The 18,316-nt window shown below is 32.2% G+C and carries 18 protein-coding genes; 9 read left to right on the top strand and 9 right to left on the bottom strand.

Annotation, left to right across the window (positions count from 1 at the left end; translation table 11 throughout):
- Window positions 1–27 precede the first annotated feature (27 nt).
- The 3 genes from ACTS9J_RS14600 to ACTS9J_RS14590 form a co-directional block, all read right to left on the bottom strand.
- A complete protein-coding gene (locus ACTS9J_RS14600; protein WP_115001867.1) occupies window positions 28–516 on the bottom strand; it encodes a dihydrofolate reductase in 489 nt (162 codons plus the stop codon).
- Window positions 517–583: 67 nt separating this feature from the next.
- On the bottom strand, window positions 584–3,118 hold the full coding sequence (locus ACTS9J_RS14595; protein WP_286495522.1) for a M1 family metallopeptidase: 2,535 nt from the start codon (window positions 3,116–3,118) through the stop codon (window positions 584–586).
- Window positions 3,119–3,207: 89 nt separating this feature from the next.
- A complete protein-coding gene (locus ACTS9J_RS14590) occupies window positions 3,208–4,002 on the bottom strand; it encodes a thymidylate synthase (RefSeq protein ID WP_180905207.1) in 795 nt (264 codons plus the stop codon).
- Between the two features lie 43 nt (window positions 4,003–4,045).
- Here ACTS9J_RS14590 and ACTS9J_RS14585 point away from each other — a divergent pair, with 43 nt between their 5' ends.
- The 4 genes from ACTS9J_RS14585 to ACTS9J_RS14570 are packed head-to-tail and all read left to right on the top strand — an operon-like array spanning window position 4,046 to window position 5,953.
- Window positions 4,046–4,309, top strand: coding sequence for a hypothetical protein (locus tag ACTS9J_RS14585; RefSeq protein WP_221854513.1), 264 nt, complete (start codon window positions 4,046–4,048; stop codon window positions 4,307–4,309).
- A gap of 28 nt (window positions 4,310–4,337) precedes the next feature.
- The gene (gene rlmB, locus ACTS9J_RS14580) at window positions 4,338–5,087 is read left to right on the top strand and encodes a 23S rRNA (guanosine(2251)-2'-O)-methyltransferase RlmB (protein ID WP_219034413.1); all 750 of its coding nucleotides are present in this window, start codon (window positions 4,338–4,340) and stop codon (window positions 5,085–5,087) included.
- A 12-nt stretch (window positions 5,088–5,099) separates the two neighbouring features.
- Complete coding sequence (locus ACTS9J_RS14575; protein WP_219034412.1) at window positions 5,100–5,414, top strand: hypothetical protein; 315 nt, start codon at window positions 5,100–5,102, stop codon at window positions 5,412–5,414.
- Between the two features lie 2 nt (window positions 5,415–5,416).
- Entirely contained in the window at window positions 5,417–5,953 is a 537-nt protein-coding gene (locus ACTS9J_RS14570; RefSeq protein WP_286495525.1) for a hypothetical protein, read from the top strand.
- 14 nt (window positions 5,954–5,967) lie between these two features.
- Here ACTS9J_RS14570 and ACTS9J_RS14565 read toward each other — a convergent pair whose 3' ends face one another.
- Window positions 5,968–6,414: an exosortase F system-associated membrane protein gene (locus tag ACTS9J_RS14565; protein ID WP_125349788.1), complete on the bottom strand. Its 447-nt coding sequence runs from the start codon at window positions 6,412–6,414 to the stop codon at window positions 5,968–5,970.
- Window positions 6,404–6,946 (bottom strand): exosortase family protein XrtF, encoded by a 543-nt coding sequence (xrtF, locus tag ACTS9J_RS14560; RefSeq protein WP_221854516.1) that lies wholly within the window; start codon window positions 6,944–6,946, stop codon window positions 6,404–6,406. The genes ACTS9J_RS14565 and xrtF overlap by 11 nt, the downstream gene beginning before the upstream one ends.
- 95 nt (window positions 6,947–7,041) lie before the next feature.
- Between xrtF and ACTS9J_RS14555 the strand changes: the two genes are divergently transcribed.
- The 3 genes from ACTS9J_RS14555 (at window position 7,042) to gyrB (ending at window position 10,555) form a co-directional block, all read left to right on the top strand.
- On the top strand, window positions 7,042–7,488 hold the full coding sequence (locus ACTS9J_RS14555; protein WP_038332644.1) for a GAF domain-containing protein: 447 nt from the start codon (window positions 7,042–7,044) through the stop codon (window positions 7,486–7,488).
- 6 nt (window positions 7,489–7,494) lie between these two features.
- Window positions 7,495–8,121, top strand: coding sequence for a 16S rRNA (guanine(527)-N(7))-methyltransferase RsmG (rsmG, locus tag ACTS9J_RS14550; RefSeq protein WP_125349806.1), 627 nt, complete (start codon window positions 7,495–7,497; stop codon window positions 8,119–8,121).
- A 490-nt stretch (window positions 8,122–8,611) separates the two neighbouring features.
- Window positions 8,612–10,555 carry a DNA topoisomerase (ATP-hydrolyzing) subunit B gene (gyrB, locus tag ACTS9J_RS14545; RefSeq protein ID WP_125349786.1) on the top strand — a complete coding sequence of 648 codons (1,944 nt, stop codon included), beginning with the start codon at window positions 8,612–8,614 and terminating at the stop codon, window positions 10,553–10,555.
- Between the two features lie 89 nt (window positions 10,556–10,644).
- On the opposite strand, the gene ACTS9J_RS14540 is transcribed toward gyrB, so the two are convergent.
- From ACTS9J_RS14540 to ACTS9J_RS14525, 4 genes are all read right to left on the bottom strand, one after another.
- The gene (locus ACTS9J_RS14540; protein WP_448353408.1) at window positions 10,645–12,861 is read right to left on the bottom strand and encodes a cation:proton antiporter; all 2,217 of its coding nucleotides are present in this window, start codon (window positions 12,859–12,861) and stop codon (window positions 10,645–10,647) included.
- Between the two features lie 158 nt (window positions 12,862–13,019).
- Entirely contained in the window at window positions 13,020–13,679 is a 660-nt protein-coding gene (locus ACTS9J_RS14535; RefSeq protein WP_416410441.1) for a LytR/AlgR family response regulator transcription factor, read from the bottom strand.
- A 31-nt stretch (window positions 13,680–13,710) separates the two neighbouring features.
- Window positions 13,711–14,406: a sensor histidine kinase gene (locus ACTS9J_RS14530; RefSeq protein ID WP_291062017.1), complete on the bottom strand. Its 696-nt coding sequence runs from the start codon at window positions 14,404–14,406 to the stop codon at window positions 13,711–13,713.
- Window positions 14,407–14,565: 159 nt separating this feature from the next.
- Entirely contained in the window at window positions 14,566–16,188 is a 1,623-nt protein-coding gene (locus tag ACTS9J_RS14525) for an ABC-F family ATP-binding cassette domain-containing protein (RefSeq protein ID WP_038332655.1), read from the bottom strand.
- Between the two features lie 66 nt (window positions 16,189–16,254).
- On the opposite strand from ACTS9J_RS14525, the gene smpB reads away from it, so the two are divergent.
- Window positions 16,255–16,707 (top strand): SsrA-binding protein SmpB, encoded by a 453-nt coding sequence (smpB, locus tag ACTS9J_RS14520; RefSeq protein ID WP_291062019.1) that lies wholly within the window; start codon window positions 16,255–16,257, stop codon window positions 16,705–16,707.
- 66 nt (window positions 16,708–16,773) lie between these two features.
- Window positions 16,774–18,276, top strand: a complete 1,503-nt coding sequence (locus tag ACTS9J_RS14515; protein WP_448353407.1) for an OmpA family protein — start codon at window positions 16,774–16,776, stop codon at window positions 18,274–18,276.
- Window positions 18,277–18,316: the final 40 nt, after the last annotated feature.

The raw sequence follows: 18,316 nt of genomic DNA, 5'->3' as shown, positions 1-18,316 counted from the left end.
TCTTGCTTTTTTTATGCACGAAAGTTTCTAATCTATTCTTTTATACGTCACAAACGAGTAAGCATATGGATGTTTTTCATCTTTTTTGAAATCTTCTCGTTCTACTTCTTCCCATTCGTCCAAGTCTATTTCTGGGAAATAAGTGTCTCCATCAAATTCGTGATGAACTTCTGTGATGTACAAAATATCAGTAAATTCCATCGCTTGTTTGTAAATATTTCCACCACCGATAATGTAAATATCATCGTCAATTTTTTTCGCAACTTCTATTGCTTTTGGTAAAGAAGACGCAATTTCGATACCTTCTGTATTCCAATTCTGATCTCTTGTCACAACAATATTGGTACGATTTGGTAAAGGTCTACCCAATGATTCGAACGTTTTTCGTCCCATAATAATAGGATGCCCAGAAGTTATACTTTTGAAATGTTTCAGATCATTTGGTAAATGCCAAATCAAATCATTTTTTGCACCAATTACGTTGTTGCTTGCTTTTGCTACTACAATGTTTATCATAAGTTATAAGGTAAAAAAAGCTATCCTCTTGCAAGGATAGCTTAACAAATATAATAATTTTAGTGAATTATTTCATTTTATTTATAGCATCTTGTAATTGCTCCACTTGTTTTGCAATAGTTGCTGATTTAATTGTTTTTGCAGCATTCGTTTTTACTTGCAATGCTTTTTCAGCCATCATTTTCACAGCTTGTCCTGCTTGTGGATTTTGTTCTTTCAAATATGGATAATAACGCGAATATGTTTTAGCAATTTCAGCCGTTGCATCTGGTGTGTCATTGTTCATAATCCAATTGAAAGCTTGTTCAGCAATTTTTCCTTTTTCTGGATCTTGGAATTTTACGAATTCATACATCGCAGCAGATTCCGAAATTAAAGCAGCTTTATCCAATTGATTATTTTTGATCCAAGTCGGAACTAATGCCATTGCTAAATCTGGTGAACCTTTAATCACTTCATTATCAAGATTAGTTGTTAAATCATTAATTTTTGAAGGATTATTTTTTAAGATTCCAGTTAACGAGGCTCCTTGAACACTAAATGAAGGGCTTTTTGAAGCTTTCTCGAAAATTGCTACATCATAAATATTGGCATCATTCAAAGCACTTAAAGCAGCCGCTTGAACCAATGTTTTAGGATCATTAGAAGCCAATTGTTTTAATTTTGATGAAGCTTTATCAACAATCGTTTTTGATTTTGTGTCCAATTTATGAATCGCATAAATTCTTAATCCATCAAATGAATCATCTAAAGCATTAACCAAGGCATCAGCCGCTTTTGGATTAGTTGCTTGCGCATTTGCCATTGCTTCAATCGCTAATAAACGTGTCGTGTAATTTCCTTTTCCAGCTTTGTATTGCGCAATAAAATCTTCAACAGGTTTTTTATCGTCGATATCTGCTAATAAAACTTGATCCGCATTTGGAATAACGACATCAGGTTTTTGGTTTGCTGCAAATTCGAAAACAGTTTCGGCTTGTTTTGGAACCCAAACTTGTTGACGCGTTGTTTTTCCATTTTCGACAATATCAATCGCAAAAGGAAATTCAAATAATTTTGAAGCATCTTGACGAACAACAACTTTTATTTTTTTATTTGCTGAAGAATAATCTGAAACAACTGTTAATTTTGGATGACCATTTTCGTAATACCATTGATTGAAAAACCAATTTAAGTCACGACCAGAAACTTCTTCCAAAGCCAATCGTAATTGAGTAGATTCAGCTTTTCCGTATTCATTATCTTTCAAATATTTGTTCAAACCTTTGAAGAAAGCATCATCTCCTAAGAAGTTTCTCAACATATGTAAGATAATTCCACCTTTGTTGTACGAAACACCATCAAACATGTCTTCGCGAGAATTGTAATGAACTCGAACCAAATTTTTCGTTGGTCCATCGCCTTGTTTATAACCAAACATTTCGTTGTAACGATGCTCATCCGCTTTCTCTTTTCCGTATTTATATTCAAACCATAAATATTCAGAATAATTAGCAAACGATTCATTCACTGTTAAATTTCCCCAACTTTCAGCCGTAACTAAATCTCCAAACCAATGGTGAAATAATTCGTGCGCAATAACATATTCAGCAGTGTTTTCATCGACTAATTGACCAGCTTTTTGCTGAACACCATCATGAAATAAAGAAGCTGTTGTATTTTCCATAGCTCCAGAAACATATTCGCGAGCCGTCATTTGTGCATATTTATCCCAAGGATAAGGATAGTTTAATCTATCAGAAAAGAACTGAATCATTTCTGGTGTATTACCAAAAATTTGCTTTGCAACATCTTTATATTCTGGTTCTACGTAATAATCAACATTGATATTTTTCCATTTATCATTGATGACTGCGTAATCTCCAATCCCGAAAAAGAATAAATATGGCGCATGTTTTTTATCAAATTTCCAATAATCAGTTTTTGTTCCGTCCGAATTTTTCTTCGAAGATTTCATTGTTCCATTTGATAATGAAACATATTTATCAGGATATGTTAACGTGATTTCTTGTGAAGTTTTTTGATTCGTTTTATCAATTGTCGGGAACCAACAAGAAGAAGATTCAGTTTCGCCTTGTGTCCAAATTTGAGTTGGATAATTTGGTCGTTCACCTTTTGCATTGATAAAATAAACACCTTTTGCATCGTTTATGGCCGCACTTCCTTCTTGTTTTACTTCGTTTGGACGCGCTGTATACTTGATGTAAAGTGTATATTCTTGATCTTTTTTGTATTCTTTATCCAAATCGATGACTAATTGTAAATCATCGTATTTATAATTTAATTTTTTTTTTGTAGCACCATTTACCAAAGCGACTTCGCTAATCAACATTGCTTTTGCGTCTAATGTAACTTTGTTTGTAGCATAGAAATGTGGTTTCAATGTTACCCAAGCTTCACCTAAAACGTGCTCTTTTGCATAATCAAATTTAAGATCCAATTTGGTATGAACAAGATTATTAATTCGTTCTGCTTCTGCACGATAAATATCTAATTTGTTCGTTTGGTTTTCGTTATAACTCGGCGGTGGCGTCATTACTTGCGCATAAGTAAGACTTGATATAATAAAGGCTGATGAAAGCCAAAGGATTCGTTTTTTCATCGTAAAAATTTATTTCTATTGGTTGATAATTTTCTCGAAAAGTTACAAAAAAAGCCTCCAATTTGGAGACTTTAAGTGTTTTTTTATGATTAAACTGCTACAATTCCTTTGATGTGAGGATGAGCTTGATAATTTTCTAATTCGAAATCTTCGTATGTAAAATCAAAAATATCCTTTACATTCGGATTGATTTTCATTGTTGGAAGAGGAAAAGGTTCGCGTGTTAATTGTAGTTCAACTTGTTCAAAATGATTTTTGTAAATATGTGCATCTCCAAAAGTATGCACAAAATCGCCGACTTCTAAATCACAAACTTGTGCAACCATCATTTGTAATAACGCATATGACGCAATATTGAATGGAACACCTAAGAAAATATCTGCACTACGTTGATACAATTGCAACGATAATTTTCCATCATTCACATAAAACTGAAAAAATGCATGACATGGAGCTAAAGCCATTTGATCTAATTCTCCAACATTCCAAGCAGAAACTATAATTCTACGTGAATCAGGATTATTTTTTATTTGATCAATCGCAACTTTAATTTGGTCAACAACTTCTCCATTTGGTTTCCCCCATGAACGCCATTGATGACCATAAATAGGACCTAAATCACCATTTTCGTCAGCCCATTCGTTCCATATTCTTACACCATTATCTGTTAAATATTTGATATTCGTATCACCTTTCAAAAACCACAACAATTCGTAGATAATCGATTTTAAATGTAATTTTTTAGTCGTCACCAAAGGGAAACCTTTCGACAAATCGAAACGCATTTGGTAACCAAAAATACTTTTAGTTCCTGTTCCCGTTCTGTCTTCTTTAAAAGCGCCTTCTGCTAAAACCTTTTTACATAAATCGTGATATTGTTGCATTTTGAGTATATTTAACCTTTCAAATTTAGTGATTTTTTTTAGAATGAAAATTAGTTTAATTTTTACAATTTTAGTGCTTTTTATGTTTTTTGCTTCGTATAGCAAATCAGATTTTGGACGAAAAATTGCGCAACATTTTTATTTCCAAACTTTATTTAATGTTGTTTTGGTGGTTGTTTTTGTGTCAAAAATTGTTCATATCAAACTAAATTTAATCTCAATGATTTCGCTAATTGTTATTGGTTGCATGTTGTATATGAGCTTTCCAAATTATTTACAACAATTGAAGAGAAGGATAGGTAAATAGTTACGTATAATTTTTTATCTTTGCACTTATGAAAAACGAAGCGGGAATTTTTGGTTTAAGACCAGTAATAGAAGCGATTGAAGCAGGGAAAACAATCGACAAAATTTTTATTCAAAAAGGTTTACAAGGTGAAATTTTTTCTGAATTGAGAAAATTAATCACTGAATATGAAATTCCTGTAAGTTATGTACCTGTAGAAAAACTAAATCGTTTTACAGGAAAAAATCACCAAGGAGTCTATGCATTTATTTCGCCAATCGAATTTGATTCAATCGAAAATGTATTACCTCAAATTTGGGAACAAGGAAAAACACCTTTTATCTTGATTTTAGATCGTGTTTCTGATGTTCGTAATTTTGGTGCAATCGCTCGTACAGCAGAATGTGTTGGTGTTGATGCAATTATTATTCCAGCAAAAGGTTCGGCTTCTGTAAATGCAGATGCGATCAAAACTTCGACAGGAGCGTTGTACAATATTCCGGTTTGTAAAGAAGGAAATTTAGTGAATGTTATTAAATATTTACAATCGGCTGGAATCTCAATTTTTAGTGCTTCTGAAAAATCAGCAGAATTTATTTATGATGCAGATTTCTCTGTTCCTGCAGCTATTGTGATGGGAAGTGAGGAAGATGGAGTTTCGGATTCTATTATTAAAATTTCGGATAAAATTATTAAATTGCCTATGGCTGGACAAACTGCTTCACTGAATGTTTCGGTTGCGGCTGGAGCGATTTTGTACGAAGCTGTTCGCCAAAGAATGTTACAAGATTTATTTTAAAAACATATAACGATGACCTATTCTACTTTTATTGGATTTTTGTTGATTGCGATTAGCGTTGCAATGTACTATTTTACAAATTTAGATATCTCAAGATTATTTGCGGACAAAGAATTTTTAGTCGGAATAACAGGAGGTGCTGGAGTTGGATTTATACTTGGTGGATTCTTAGGTTGGTTGTACAAATACAAAGCAGTGAACAAAGCGAATGCAGAAATTGCAAACGAAGAAAAACGTAAAGTTGCAGAACAAAAAGCACAAGAAGCAGCTGCAAAAGAGCAAGCAAAGTTAGATGCGCAACAAGAAAAAGAAGAATCGGGATTGTAATTATGAAAGCAAATAGTTTTTTAAAAATTACATTTCTTTTTGTAATATTATTTTTTTCAAATTTTGTTAATGCTCAAAAAGTTTCTCATTATATCATTAATGAAGAATATTTTGAATTCCCTGGAAAATGGGAACATAAAGGACAACTTAAAAGTTCAAGTCAATATCATTTTGTTAATAAGAAAACCGATGTTAGCTTAATGATTGTCGTAGCGAAACCAGAAAAATATGAATTTTATGAAACAGGTTTGTCTGAAAGTGAACTTTTAGAGAAATATTATAAATGGGAGACTGATTATTGGAAAACCGGAGAAAAAGTATTAGTATCAGAATTAAAGAGAAACTCTAATTATATAATTTGGAGAATATTTAAGGAGAAAGTAAAAGGAAATATAGATTTAAATTCATATTTATTATTTTCGGTTCGTAATAATAAATTAACAGGGATTACTTTAAATGATAATGGAGAAAAACCGATGTCTGAAGAAGAAAAAATAAAATTTTTGGAAGATATTTTTCAAAGTCAAAATAAAAAATAAAAAACGGTCGAAAATTAATTTTCGACCGTTTTTTTATGTTGTATTTCTTGGTAATAAAAACAAGGAACTAAAATTAATAAAAACATGGGCTGAATGAGAAATCTTCTCACATAAAATAAAACCATTTCGCCTGATGAAAAATGTGTTGAAATCAAATAATTATAGATTGGTAAAAGAACGATTAATCCGATAATCATAATAATGATAGAGAATTTAACGTAACTTTTTTTCCAGAAAATAAACCAAACAATTAATACCGTTAATAATGTATTAATTAGATAGCGAACCATCAGACTTGCGTTTAATTTTGGTAAATCAATTTCAGGAAATTTTGAATGTCCAACAAAATGAAAGTATTCTAAGAAAGGATCATAAAATAAAATATCTTCAAATTTTCGGACTAATATTAATCCAAAAACAAGTAAAACTGCAATTGCATAACGTAAATATTTATTTAGCATTTTGCTTATTGTATTTTGTTACAAAAAATTTGATCCAAACAATCCAAAGAATCACGATTGAACCATAAATAATTGCAGGGAATAGATAATCGTGCGCCATTTTACCATATTCTGCGTGGTATCTAAAAATATAATTTAACAACATAATTCTCGAAATATTCATCACAAAAAGAATTGCTAAACCAGACAAAATAAACAAAAAAGTTTGTTTGAAATTCGTGTAAAAAGCAACGATAAACGCTATGAAAATTATCAAAATAGAAATCGCATTACAACCTTCATTTACAATAGACGCCACTTGTCCGTCCATTACCAAACGCATCCAAGGCTGATTTTCTGCAATATTAGAAAAAGTAAAAAAACCACATTTGTTCAAGCCAAAAGCTGTTACATCTGACGTTAATTTTGTAAACGGATCAGGGTTATTGTGCGGTAAATATTGATCCAAATACAATTTATAAGCTAAACTTAAAATAATGTAAGTTCCTAAAAAACGTGCAAGGAATAACAATAAAGGTTTAAATTCTTTCATTTGGTTAAAAAATCTTGAACAAATATAAATGAAAAACGTCAACTTTTGATTAAGTTATGATTAATCAATAAATTTGCTTTTTTAGAAGTAACAAAATGCAAGATTTACATAAACGCGTGGATGTCATAATTGATAGCGCAATTTCTACGGAAGATAGATTACAAAAGATTTGTCAATTGTTGAGTGACGAAGTTGAATACTATAATTGGGTGGGATTTTATTTCAAGAATGGAGATAAAAATGAACTAAAACTTGGACCTTATGTTGGTGCAGCTACCGATCATACAATAATTCCTTATGGTAAAGGAATTTGTGGGCAAGTGGCAGAATCTAACGAAACTTTTGTTGTGCCAGACGTTTATGCACAAGATAATTATTTGGCTTGTTCAATAGAAACGAAAGCTGAAATTGTTGTTCCAATTTTCAAAAATGGAGAAAATATTGGTCAAATTGATATCGATTCGCATAAAATTAATCCGTTTACAGAAGACGATACAAAGTTGTTAGATTACGTTTGTCAGCGAGTTTCAGAAATTATTTAAGCAATGATTGATTTAATTTTAAAATATTTTCCTGATTTAACGGAAAAACAAATCGAACAATTTTCGAAAGTTGGTGATTTGTACAAAGAATGGAACGATCAAATCAATGTTGTTTCTCGAAAAGATATTGATGAAATTTATACGAACCATATTTTACATTCTTTAGCGATTGCAAAAGTGATGGAATTTGCAGATGGTTCTTCTGTTCTGGATGTAGGAACTGGAGGTGGTTTACCAGGAATTCCGTTGGCAATTTTGTTTCCGAATGTTCAGTTTCATTTGGTAGATTCTATCGGAAAAAAAATCAAGGTTGTAAAAGGTGTGGCTGACGGTTTAGGTTTGACGAACGTAAAAGCAGAACAAAAACGTGCCGAAGAATTAACAGATAAATACGATTTTGTGGTTTCTCGTGCGGTGACAGCAATGCCAAGATTCGCAGAATGGATTCGAGGAAAATTTAAAAAAGAAGCGATTAATCCTTTTCCTAATGGCTTATTATATCTAAAAGGAGGTGATTTGACAGAAGAATTAGCAGGTTTTCCAAATGCTGTTTTGTTTGATATTCAAAACTTTTTTGACGAAGATTTCTTCGAAACGAAGAAAGTCGTTTATTTAGAAAAGAAAGATATTTAATTTATAGAAATTATATACTTGAAAACCGAAATCAATTTGATTTCGGTTTTTTATTTTAACAATAATCTTGTTTAAACTTTCAAATAGTGATTTTTAATTATTCAGCTATTTTTCTTTTTTTTAAGGTTTAAAAATAATGGTATTTAAAGCTTTGACGTTAATAAAATTGAATAAGCGTAGGTTATAAATGATTTAATGAACGTATGTGAATTTTTAAATCATTATCGAAGTGTTGATAATTTTTAGTCAAAGATTTATAACCTTGATTTTTTTGTTTCGTTTTTTTATCAAGAAAAAAATGAAAATAAAAAGAGATTAAAGAGTTATATCACGTTTTGCTTAGTAAAAAAGTTTAAACACAATAATTATTGAATTAATCCAAAAATTAAATTTTAAAACGTTATTTTATCCAATACTTTAAGTTCTTTTTAAGAGGTTTTCTCGTCAAAATTCACTATATTTGTTTGTTTTAAAAAGTTAGAGACATATTATGAGTAATAACACATATACGGCGGATAATATCCAAGCGTTAGAAGGAATGGAGCACGTACGTCTTCGTCCATCGATGTACATTGGAGACGTCGGAGTTAGAGGATTACACCACTTAGTTTACGAGGTTGTTGATAACTCTATTGATGAAGCTTTAGCAGGATACTGTGATACAATCAAGGTAACAATTTTAGAAGGAAACTCGATTCGTGTCGAAGATAACGGACGTGGTATTCCTGTCGACTTACATAAAAAAGAAGGAAAATCTGCATTAGAAGTTGTAATGACGAAAATTGGTGCAGGTGGTAAGTTTGATAAAGATACGTACAAAGTTTCTGGAGGTTTGCACGGTGTTGGAGTTTCGTGTGTTAATGCACTTTCTAACCATTTATCGGCAGAAGTTTTCAAGAACGGAAAACAATATATTCAGGAATATTCGAAAGGGAAACCTTTGTACGATGTAAAAGAAGTTGGAACGACTGATAAAAGTGGTACAACAGTAACTTTTACGCCAGATGATACAATTTTCCAAGAAGTACAAACATATAACTATTCTACTTTAGCAAATCGTTTGCGTGAGTTAGCTTTCTTGAACAAAGGAATCAATATTGTATTGGTTGATGAACGCGAAAAAGATGCTGATGGAAATCCTGTAACAGAAACTTTTCATTCTGAAGAAGGATTAAAAGAATTTGTTGAGTTTATCGACGGTAGCCGCGAATCTATTATGGACAAAGTAATCTTCATGGAAGGTGAACGCGATGGAATTCCAGTTGAGGTTGCAATGCGATACAATACATCGTATAACGAAAATGTACATTCGTATGTAAATAACATCAATACACACGAAGGTGGAACACATTTATCTGGTTTCCGTCGTGCATTGACACGTACATTGAAAAAATATGCTGAAGAAAACTTTAATCTTGCAAAAGAAAAAGTTGAAATCGTTGGAGATGACTTCCGTGAAGGATTAACAGCAGTGATTTCGGTAAAAGTAATGGAGCCTCAATTCGAAGGTCAAACGAAAACGAAATTAGGAAACTCTGAGGTTTCTCCTGCGGTTGATAAAATCGTGGCAGAAATGTTAACGAATTTCTTAGAAGAGAATCCAACAGAAGCAAAACAAATTGTTGATAAAGTAATTTTAGCAGCAAAAGCTCGTCAGGCAGCGAAGAAAGCTCGTGAAATGGTACAACGCAAAAATCCTATGGGAGGAAGCGGATTGCCAGGGAAATTAGCGGATTGTTCTTCTCGTAAGCCAGAAGAATCTGAGTTATTCTTAGTCGAGGGAGATTCTGCCGGAGGAACGGCAAAACAAGGTCGTGATCGTCATTTTCAAGCAATTTTACCATTGCGTGGTAAGATTTTGAATGTAGAGAAAGCGATGGCGCACAAAGTTTTGGATAACGAAGAGATTAAAAATATTTATACAGCTTTAGGTGTAACAATCGGAACTGAAGAAGATTCGAAAGCACTTAATATTTCAAAATTACGTTACCACAAGGTTGTAATTATGACCGATGCCGATGTCGACGGTTCTCACATCGCGACATTAATTTTGACATTCTTCTTCCGTTACATGAAAGAATTGATTGAGCAAGGACATATTTACATTGCAACGCCACCTTTATATTTAATCAAAAAAGGAGCGAAAGCAGAATATGCTTGGGATGAAAAAGATCGTGAACGTTTAACTGCAGAATTTTCTACAGATGGTTCTGGTAAAGGAGTTACAATTCAACGATACAAAGGTCTTGGGGAAATGAACGCAGAGCAATTATGGGATACAACTCTTAATCCAGAGCACAGAACGTTGCGTAAAGTAACGATTGACAATGCAACAGAAGCAGATCGCGTGTTCTCTATGTTGATGGGTGATGATGTACCGCCTCGTCGTGAGTTTATCGAGAAAAATGCACACTATGCAAAAATTGATGTTTAATCGATTTGAATAATATAAAGTAATAAATCCAGCTTTTAAGCTGGATTTATTTTTTGTAATTGAATATATAAATCTTGAATGAAGAAGATTTACTCCGAAATAATCAATGTTGTTGGTACATTGGAAATCCAAATACTTTTTGTTTCGATTAAGTTTTTCCAACTTTCCATACTAATCATCATCAAATCCATTTCATCTAAAAACTCTTTATCCAGTTGTTGTTTGTACGAAAGACTAATATGATTTGGAGCAATATTTTCGATACTACGAATAATTTCTTTTACTTCTGAATGACGTTTTGTGTAACCGCTCACGTCTACAATAATAATTTGAGATTCGCTATTCGAGATTAAACGTTGTGCATATTTCAGTAAATCGGCATCTTTATTTCCGAAAAGAGGAAGAAAAACTTTCTCAGCTTTTGTGAAATTTTTGTCCAAAACAATTCCAACAGGAACAGTTGATTTGTTCAATAATTGTTTCGTTCTTTCGTTGAAAATTGAATGATCAAACATGTTTTCTTTTCCAGTAACTTGACCAATCAAAATATCAGGATCAATAATTTTTGTCGTAAATCCTAAAATATTTCCTAACAACGAACCTGAATAAATAGAATTTCTTACACCCATCAACATCAAATCGTAATCACCTTTTTGCGCAACATCTATTGTCTCAAAAACCATATCGGTAGAAACTTTGAACATGGTTGTTACATCTTGGTGTAACTCTTCGGAAACCTCAATAATCGGTTCGAAAATTTCTGCTTCTCTATCCTCAAGATTGAAATGTTGCACTTCGCTACTTTTCATCACATGAATTGCAGAAACAAGTGAATTTTCGTCTTGTTTTTTGATAAAGCTATTAGCTATTCGCAACAATTCAGCACCTTTTTCGGGTGTTTGAAAATCAATTAAAATTTTATATTTCTGACTTTGACTAATTTCAGAAAGTTCATTTTCTGTTTTTTGTTTGCGGAAAATCCAATTGATTAAATCCAAAGCTGGACCTGTCATAAAAGTTGTGACCAAAGCCATTATGACCATCATAGCGAAAACTTCTGGTGTTAAAACCCCTAAATCATATCCAATGTTTAGCACGACTAATTCCATCAAACCTCGTGTATTCATCAAAGCACCAATAGTTAAACTATCTTTCCAGTTTTGTCCAACAAACTTGGCGGCAATTGCACTTCCGATGAATTTTCCTGTTACAGCTACCAAAATAATCAATCCCGCTGTTTGCCATAAATGTGGCGTATCCAATAATCCAATTTGTGTTCTCAAACCTGTAAAAACGAAGAACAAAGGAAGTAATAAAACCAATGAAACATCTTCTATTTTTTCGATGAATAAATTTCTGAATTTTACATTTTCAGGCATAATTGTTCCAGCTAAAAAAGCTCCAAATAATGCATGAATTCCAATGATTTCACTTAAGTATGAAGAAATAATTAAGACCAAGAAAAAGATTCCTATGATAGGTTTTGTAAGCGTTGTTTTGCTTGAATGTACGTCTGCAATTCGTTTTAGGAATGGACGAACGAAACGAGCCATCGCGATAACGTAAACAATTGCTAGTAATATAACATATAATGAACTGACGAATGATCCAGCTTTTACGATGGCGATAACCGCAGCTAATAAACACCAAGCCGTGATGTCGTCGGCAGCTGCACAAGTAATTACAATAGAACCTAAGCGAGTTTTACTAATTCCGCGTTCTTGTACAATACGAGCCAAAACGGGGAAGGCTGTAATACTCATCGAAATTCCGATAAATAGAGCGAATGATAAAAAGTTAATTCCTTCTGGTGCGAATTCCATATAAATTAATCCAGCTAGAGCTAAACCAAGTGTAAATGGAATAATGATACTTGCATGACTAATAACTATGGCATCTTGTGCATTTTTCTTTAGCACTTTCAGGTCTAATTCCATCCCGATAACATACATGAATAGGATCAAACCTATCTGACTGATAAATTCTAAGTTTCCTAACGATTCTTTAGGGAAAAGACCTCCAAAAAATTCTGGGAAATGCATTCCAATGAAAGAAGGACCAAGGAATATACCTGCAATAATTTCTCCAATTACAGTTGGTTGTCCAATTTTATTAAAAATCCATCCAAAAACCCTTGCAGTAAATATAATGGTTACAATTTGTGCTAATAAAATAGCAAGAGGGTGTCCAATATTATGTGTAATACTGTTGATGAAATCATTGAAGTAATTGCTTCCATTTGCAGCATGAACAACATGTTTCCCAGCTTCCATTTCTTCTGCTTTAATCACAATAAAATACATCATGATTGAACAAAGTAGAATGATTATTATATAAAAAATAGAATTTCTTGTCGATTTTTTCATGGCGTTAATTTTCAACAAAAGTCAGAAATTAATTTACAGAAAAATATCAATATTTTTTAAACTTGAGTAAAATGTAATGAAATGGATTTTTTTTGTAATCAAATTGAAATTTGAGCAATAAAATTAGCTTTGTAAACTTCACTTAACACCAAATTAATTACTTTATTTTCTTTTGATAAAACATCTAAAGTAACATTGTCTGAGTGAAAATATTTAATATGATGTAAGCTAATTATTTCTCGTTTATTGATGCGAACAAAATCTTTTTCGGGTAACATTTCTGATAATGCATCGAGTGTGATATTTTTCAAAATCAAGAACGATAAATCTTGATAATAAACCATTTTATCACGGCTGTCAACGGTAGAAGTTGTAATGTACAAAATTTGATTAAACTGCAACAAAATTTTTCCTTTGTCTGAATTTAATTGTACAAAATTATTTTGTGTCGAAAAATTATTTTGTAAACGTTTTTTTACTTTGTCAACAGCTTGTTGTAAACGCTCTTTTTTGATTGGTTTTTGAATATAATCTGTCCCATCTAAATCAAAAGCATCAACAGCATATTCCTTATAAGCAGTGGAAAAAATAAACGGTTTTTCTTTTAATAAATTAGCGATCTGTAAACCATTTATTTTAGGCATTTCGATATCTAAAATACAAAAGTCAAAATCAAGATTTTCAATTTCGTTAATGAATAATTCAGGATTAACATAAGCTTTCACAACTTCAATGTCTTCCATTTGTTCACACAACATTTTCAGGTACTTTAAACCAAGAATTTCGTCGTCAATTAGTATGCATTTTAGTGTAAAACTCATGTAGATTTATTTTTAAGTTGGCTACAAAAATATCTTGTTCAATAGTTTTAGAAAGTGAAAAATCGTCGTCGTAAACCATTTTCAAGCGGTGTTCTAATGATTGACTTCCATGTCCGCCAGTTTCTTTTTTCAAACTATTTTTTGGAGAGATTTTATTGATGACTTGAATTTGAAATGATCTATTATTCAATTCAAGCATAATTTTTATGAATGAATTTGCTTGTTGAAAATCGGTATGTTTGAAAGCATTTTCAATAAAATCAATACTTAATAAAGGTAAAATAATTTTTTCTTGATAGTAAGGTGAAGTTTCATCAATTTTGGTTTTAACTTGAAAATCAAACAAAGGCGAAACTTTTACTTTATTAATTTCAATAAAGTTTTTAGTGAAATCTATTTCATCTTTTATCGTCACAAAATTGTCTTTGCTTTCGTACAAAATATAATCCAACACATTTGCCAATTTATCAATCGTATAATAGGTTTGGTACGCATTGGATTGAATCGAATTGAGAATATTTTTGAACAAATGTGGATTCAATTTTGCTTCGTATGACTCTAGTTTTAACTCGTCAACTTTTATAGATAAATTGTCTAAACGTTGCGTTTGTTCATGACTTATTTTTTTCTCAGATTTTAATGAATGGATTAAATATGTAATCATAATGATTAGAAAAAAAATCAATGCAATAATGAGATAAAGTAATATGATAGGAAGTTGAATCATGCGAAAAATTCTAACTCAAAGATAGAATAATTTATGAATAAAAAAATCCAGAAAGTAGAACCTTCTGGATTTTTAGAAATATGGTGAAAGAAATTATTAAGCGTAATATTTTGCTTTTAATTCTTTTACTTTTGGATCATCTAAGAATTCATCATACGTCATATAACGATCGATGATTCCGTTTGGAGTTAACTCGATAATACGGTTACAAGTTGTTTGAATCAATTCGTGGTCATGAGAACCCATTAAAATTGTTCCTTTGAAATTAACCAAAGAATTATTCAATGCTGTAATCGATTCTAAGTCTAAGTGACCTGTTGGCTCGTCTAACAATAATACGTTTGCACGTAATAACATCATGCGAGAGAACATACAACGCATTTTTTCACCTCCTGATAAAACAGAAGATTTTTTAAGAGCTTCGTCTCCAGAGAATAACATTTTTCCTAAGAAACCACGCATAAATTCTTCGTGACGTTCATCGTCTGATTCTGTATATTGACGTAACCAATCAACCAAGTTGATATCTTCTTTGAAGAAATCTGTATTATCTAAAGGTAAATACGCTTGTGTTGTTGTAATTCCCCAAGTAAAATCTCCAGAATCTGGCTGAGCTTTTCCTGAAAGAATTTCGAAAAATTGAGAAACCGCTTTCGAGTTACGAGAGAAAATACCAATTTTATCACCTTTTTTCAAGTTGATGTTTGCATCTTTAAATAAAACTTCTCCATCTACAGAAGCAGATAAATTGTTTACTTCTAAGATTTGATCACCAGCCTCACGCGATTGTTCCCAGATAAGTGCTGGATATCGACGAGAAGAAGGTTTGATATCTTCGATATTTAATTTCTCGATCATTTTTTTACGAGAAGTCGTTTGTTTTGCTTTAGCAACGTTAGAAGAGAAACGAGCAATGAAATCTTGTAATTCCTTTTTCTTTTCTTCTGCTTTTTTGTTTTGTTGCGCACGTTGTTTTGCAGCTAACTGAGAAGATTCGTACCAGAATGTATAGTTACCTGAATATAAATTTAATTTAGAGAAATCTAAATCACAAATATGCGTACAAACCGCGTCTAAGAAGTGACGGTCGTGCGATACAACGATTACAGTATTCTCGAAATTACCTAAGAAATCTTCTAGCCATTGAATTGTATTAACGTCCAATTCGTTGGTAGGCTCATCTAAGATTAACACGTCAGGATTTCCAAATAAAGCTTGTGCAATCAAAATACGAACTTTTGCTTTATTATCTAAATCTCCCATTAATGTATAATGCATATCTGAATCAATTCCTACATTCGATAATAATGTAGCTGCATCAGATTCTGCATTCCATCCGTTCATTTCTTCATAAACGACACCTAATTCTCCTGCTTTGATACCATCTTCTTCAGAAAAATCTGGTTTTGCATATAAAGCATCCATACGTTCTTTAATATCGTATAATACTTTATTTCCACGTAAAACAGTATCCAATACTGTGTATTCGTCATATTTGAAGTGGTTCTGTTCTAAAACAGACATTCGTTTTCCTTTTTCAAGACTAACTTGTCCTGAAGTTGGATCGATTTCACCTGATAATATTTTTAAGAAAGTAGATTTTCCTGCTCCATTGGCACCAATTATCCCGTAACAGTTGCCATTTGTAAATTTTATATTAACTTCGTCGAAAAGTACACGCTTGCCGAATTGAAGCGATAAATTAGAAACATTTAACATAATTTTTGGTATGATGTTTGTTTGACTTTCCGGCAAAGTTACAAATTTTAATTGGAATAAAATAAAGTGCAGAAAGAAGTTACGATTAAGAATAAACGTGCAAGGTTTGAGTATGAATTATTAGATTCTTACGAAGCCGGCATCCAATTATTTGGGACTGAAATAAAATCTATCCGAATGGGAAAAGCTTCAATTACTGAAAGTTTTTGTCAAATAAAGGATGGAGAACTCTATATTGTCAATATGTTTATTGACGAATATGATTGGGGAACATACTTTAATCATAAAACTAGACGAGACAGAAAACTTTTATTACAAAAATCTGAGTTGCGAAAATTAGAACGCAAAACGAAAGAAACTGGATTAACAATTGTAGCAACCACGCTATTTATAAACAATAAAGGGTTGGCAAAATTGAAGATATATTTGGCAAAAGGGAAGAAACTTTTTGACAAAAGAAACACAATAAAAGGAAAAGATTTGAAAAGAGATTTGGATAGAATGATAAAGAATTCTTAAATTTGTCTTATAATTGTATAAAAATTAAGTAAAATTTAATATATTTAAAACGCTAAATATTTGATAATGAAAAAGTTTAATCTATTATTATCTGCAGTAGTATTATTCCTAGCGGGTAATTCTTTTGTAGATGCTCAGAATTCTAAGAATCCTTGGGCAATTACAGTTGGTGCTCATGCAGTTGATCACAACTCGATCACTGGACCATTCAACCAGTATTTCAAAACAGATAATTGGGATATCGTTCCTCCTTTATCTAAATTATCTATTATTCGTAACTTAAACAGATCTTTTGATGTTGATTTAACTGCTTCTGTAGGTGAAGTTGATAACAACAGATTACGTGTTAAAGATGAATTATTTATTAATGCTGGTTTAGGTTTACGTTATAAGTTAGCTAATGGTTATATCTTTAAAGAAGATTCTTGGTTTGATCCATATATCCGTGTAGGTGCTGGTTACCACAGATACGATTACACAGGATTACAATTCCCATTAACTGCTTATTATGGTAATGGAGATGGAAACGAAACATACCAATTAACTGAAGTTGAAGATTTAGAGAAAAATCATTTTGTAGCATCTTTAGGAGCTGGAATTAACTTTTGGTTTACTAAAAACTTCGGTTTAAATGTTGCTTCTGATTACAACTGGTTACCAGCTTACGGAGGAAACAATTATTTCGATTTCTTCCAACACACAGTAGGTGTTACTTTCCGCTTCGGAAAACAAGATAGAGATAACGACGGTATTCCTGATGACGAAGATGCATGTCCAGATACTCCAGGTATTGCTACAGGAGATCCTGCAACAAACGGATGTCCAGATACAGATGGAGACGGAATCTTTGATAAAGATGATGCTTGTCCAAACGAACCAGGTTTAGCTGAATTCCAAGGTTGTCCTGATACAGATGGTGACGGTGTTCCAGATAAAGATGATGCTTGTCCAGAAGTTGCTGGTCCAGTAGAAAATAACGGATGTCCATGGCCTGATACAGACAATGATGGAATCTTAGATAAAGATGATGCTTGTCCAAACGAAGCTGGTTTAGCTGAGTTCCAAGGTTGTCCAGATACTGACGGAGATGGTATTCCAGATAAAGACGATGCTTGTCCAACAGAAAAAGGACCAAAAGAAAACAACGGATGTCCTTGGACTGAAGTTCACGTAGCTAAACGTTTATCTAACATTTTATTCGAGTACAACTCTGATAAAATCGTTCCTTCTTCTTACGAAGATGTACGCGTTGCAGCTCAAATCTTAAATTCTGATGATTTAAAAGCTAAAAACTTCTACATCGATGGTCACGCTGATCAAAGAGGTAAAGATGCTTACAACAAAACATTATCTTTAAAACGTGCACAAGCAATTGTAAACATTTTAGCAGAAAGAGGTGGAGTTGATAAATCTCGTTTAACTCCTCGTGGATTAGGAAAAACTCAATTATTATGTACTGAAAACACTGAAGAGTGTTACCAAAGAAACAGACGTGTTGAGGTTTTACCAAAAACTACAGTAGTTACAGAAACTAAAGTTGTAAAACCAGCTACAAAAAAGAAAAAATAATTCTTTGAATAGCTTACAATAAAAATAGCCACCTCATTGA

The sequence above is a fragment of the Empedobacter sp. ULE_I140 genome (genome assembly GCF_053482575.1).
The sequence above is the reverse complement of the archived record's forward strand: the minus strand, read 5'-3'. Positions and strand labels throughout refer to the sequence as shown.

Bases quoted from the DNA above. Each gene is read 5' to 3' on its own strand.
- ACTS9J_RS14595 (WP_286495522.1), bottom strand. From the start codon at position 3,118: ATGAAAAAACGAATCCTTTGGCTTTCATCAGCCTTTATTATATCAAGT.
- ACTS9J_RS14600 (WP_115001867.1), bottom strand. From the start codon at position 516: ATGATAAACATTGTAGTAGCAAAAGCAAGCAACAACGTAATTGGTGCA.
- ACTS9J_RS14525 (WP_038332655.1), bottom strand. From the start codon at position 16,188: ATGTTAAATGTTTCTAATTTATCGCTTCAATTCGGCAAGCGTGTACTT.
- rlmB (WP_219034413.1), top strand. From the start codon at position 4,338: ATGAAAAACGAAGCGGGAATTTTTGGTTTAAGACCAGTAATAGAAGCG.
- ACTS9J_RS14570 (WP_286495525.1), top strand. From the start codon at position 5,417: ATGAAAGCAAATAGTTTTTTAAAAATTACATTTCTTTTTGTAATATTA.
- xrtF (WP_221854516.1), bottom strand. From the start codon at position 6,946: ATGAAAGAATTTAAACCTTTATTGTTATTCCTTGCACGTTTTTTAGGA.
- ACTS9J_RS14515 (WP_448353407.1), top strand. From the start codon at position 16,774: ATGAAAAAGTTTAATCTATTATTATCTGCAGTAGTATTATTCCTAGCG.
- ACTS9J_RS14535 (WP_416410441.1), bottom strand. From the start codon at position 13,679: ATGTTGTGTGAACAAATGGAAGACATTGAAGTTGTGAAAGCTTATGTT.
- ACTS9J_RS14540 (WP_448353408.1), bottom strand. From the start codon at position 12,861: ATGATGTATTTTATTGTGATTAAAGCAGAAGAAATGGAAGCTGGGAAA.
- ACTS9J_RS14565 (WP_125349788.1), bottom strand. From the start codon at position 6,414: ATGCTAAATAAATATTTACGTTATGCAATTGCAGTTTTACTTGTTTTT.
- ACTS9J_RS14530 (WP_291062017.1), bottom strand. From the start codon at position 14,406: ATGATTACATATTTAATCCATTCATTAAAATCTGAGAAAAAAATAAGT.
- gyrB (WP_125349786.1), top strand. From the start codon at position 8,612: ATGAGTAATAACACATATACGGCGGATAATATCCAAGCGTTAGAAGGA.
- ACTS9J_RS14590 (WP_180905207.1), bottom strand. From the start codon at position 4,002: ATGCAACAATATCACGATTTATGTAAAAAGGTTTTAGCAGAAGGCGCT.
- ACTS9J_RS14555 (WP_038332644.1), top strand. From the start codon at position 7,042: ATGCAAGATTTACATAAACGCGTGGATGTCATAATTGATAGCGCAATT.
- ACTS9J_RS14575 (WP_219034412.1), top strand. From the start codon at position 5,100: ATGACCTATTCTACTTTTATTGGATTTTTGTTGATTGCGATTAGCGTT.
- ACTS9J_RS14585 (WP_221854513.1), top strand. From the start codon at position 4,046: ATGAAAATTAGTTTAATTTTTACAATTTTAGTGCTTTTTATGTTTTTT.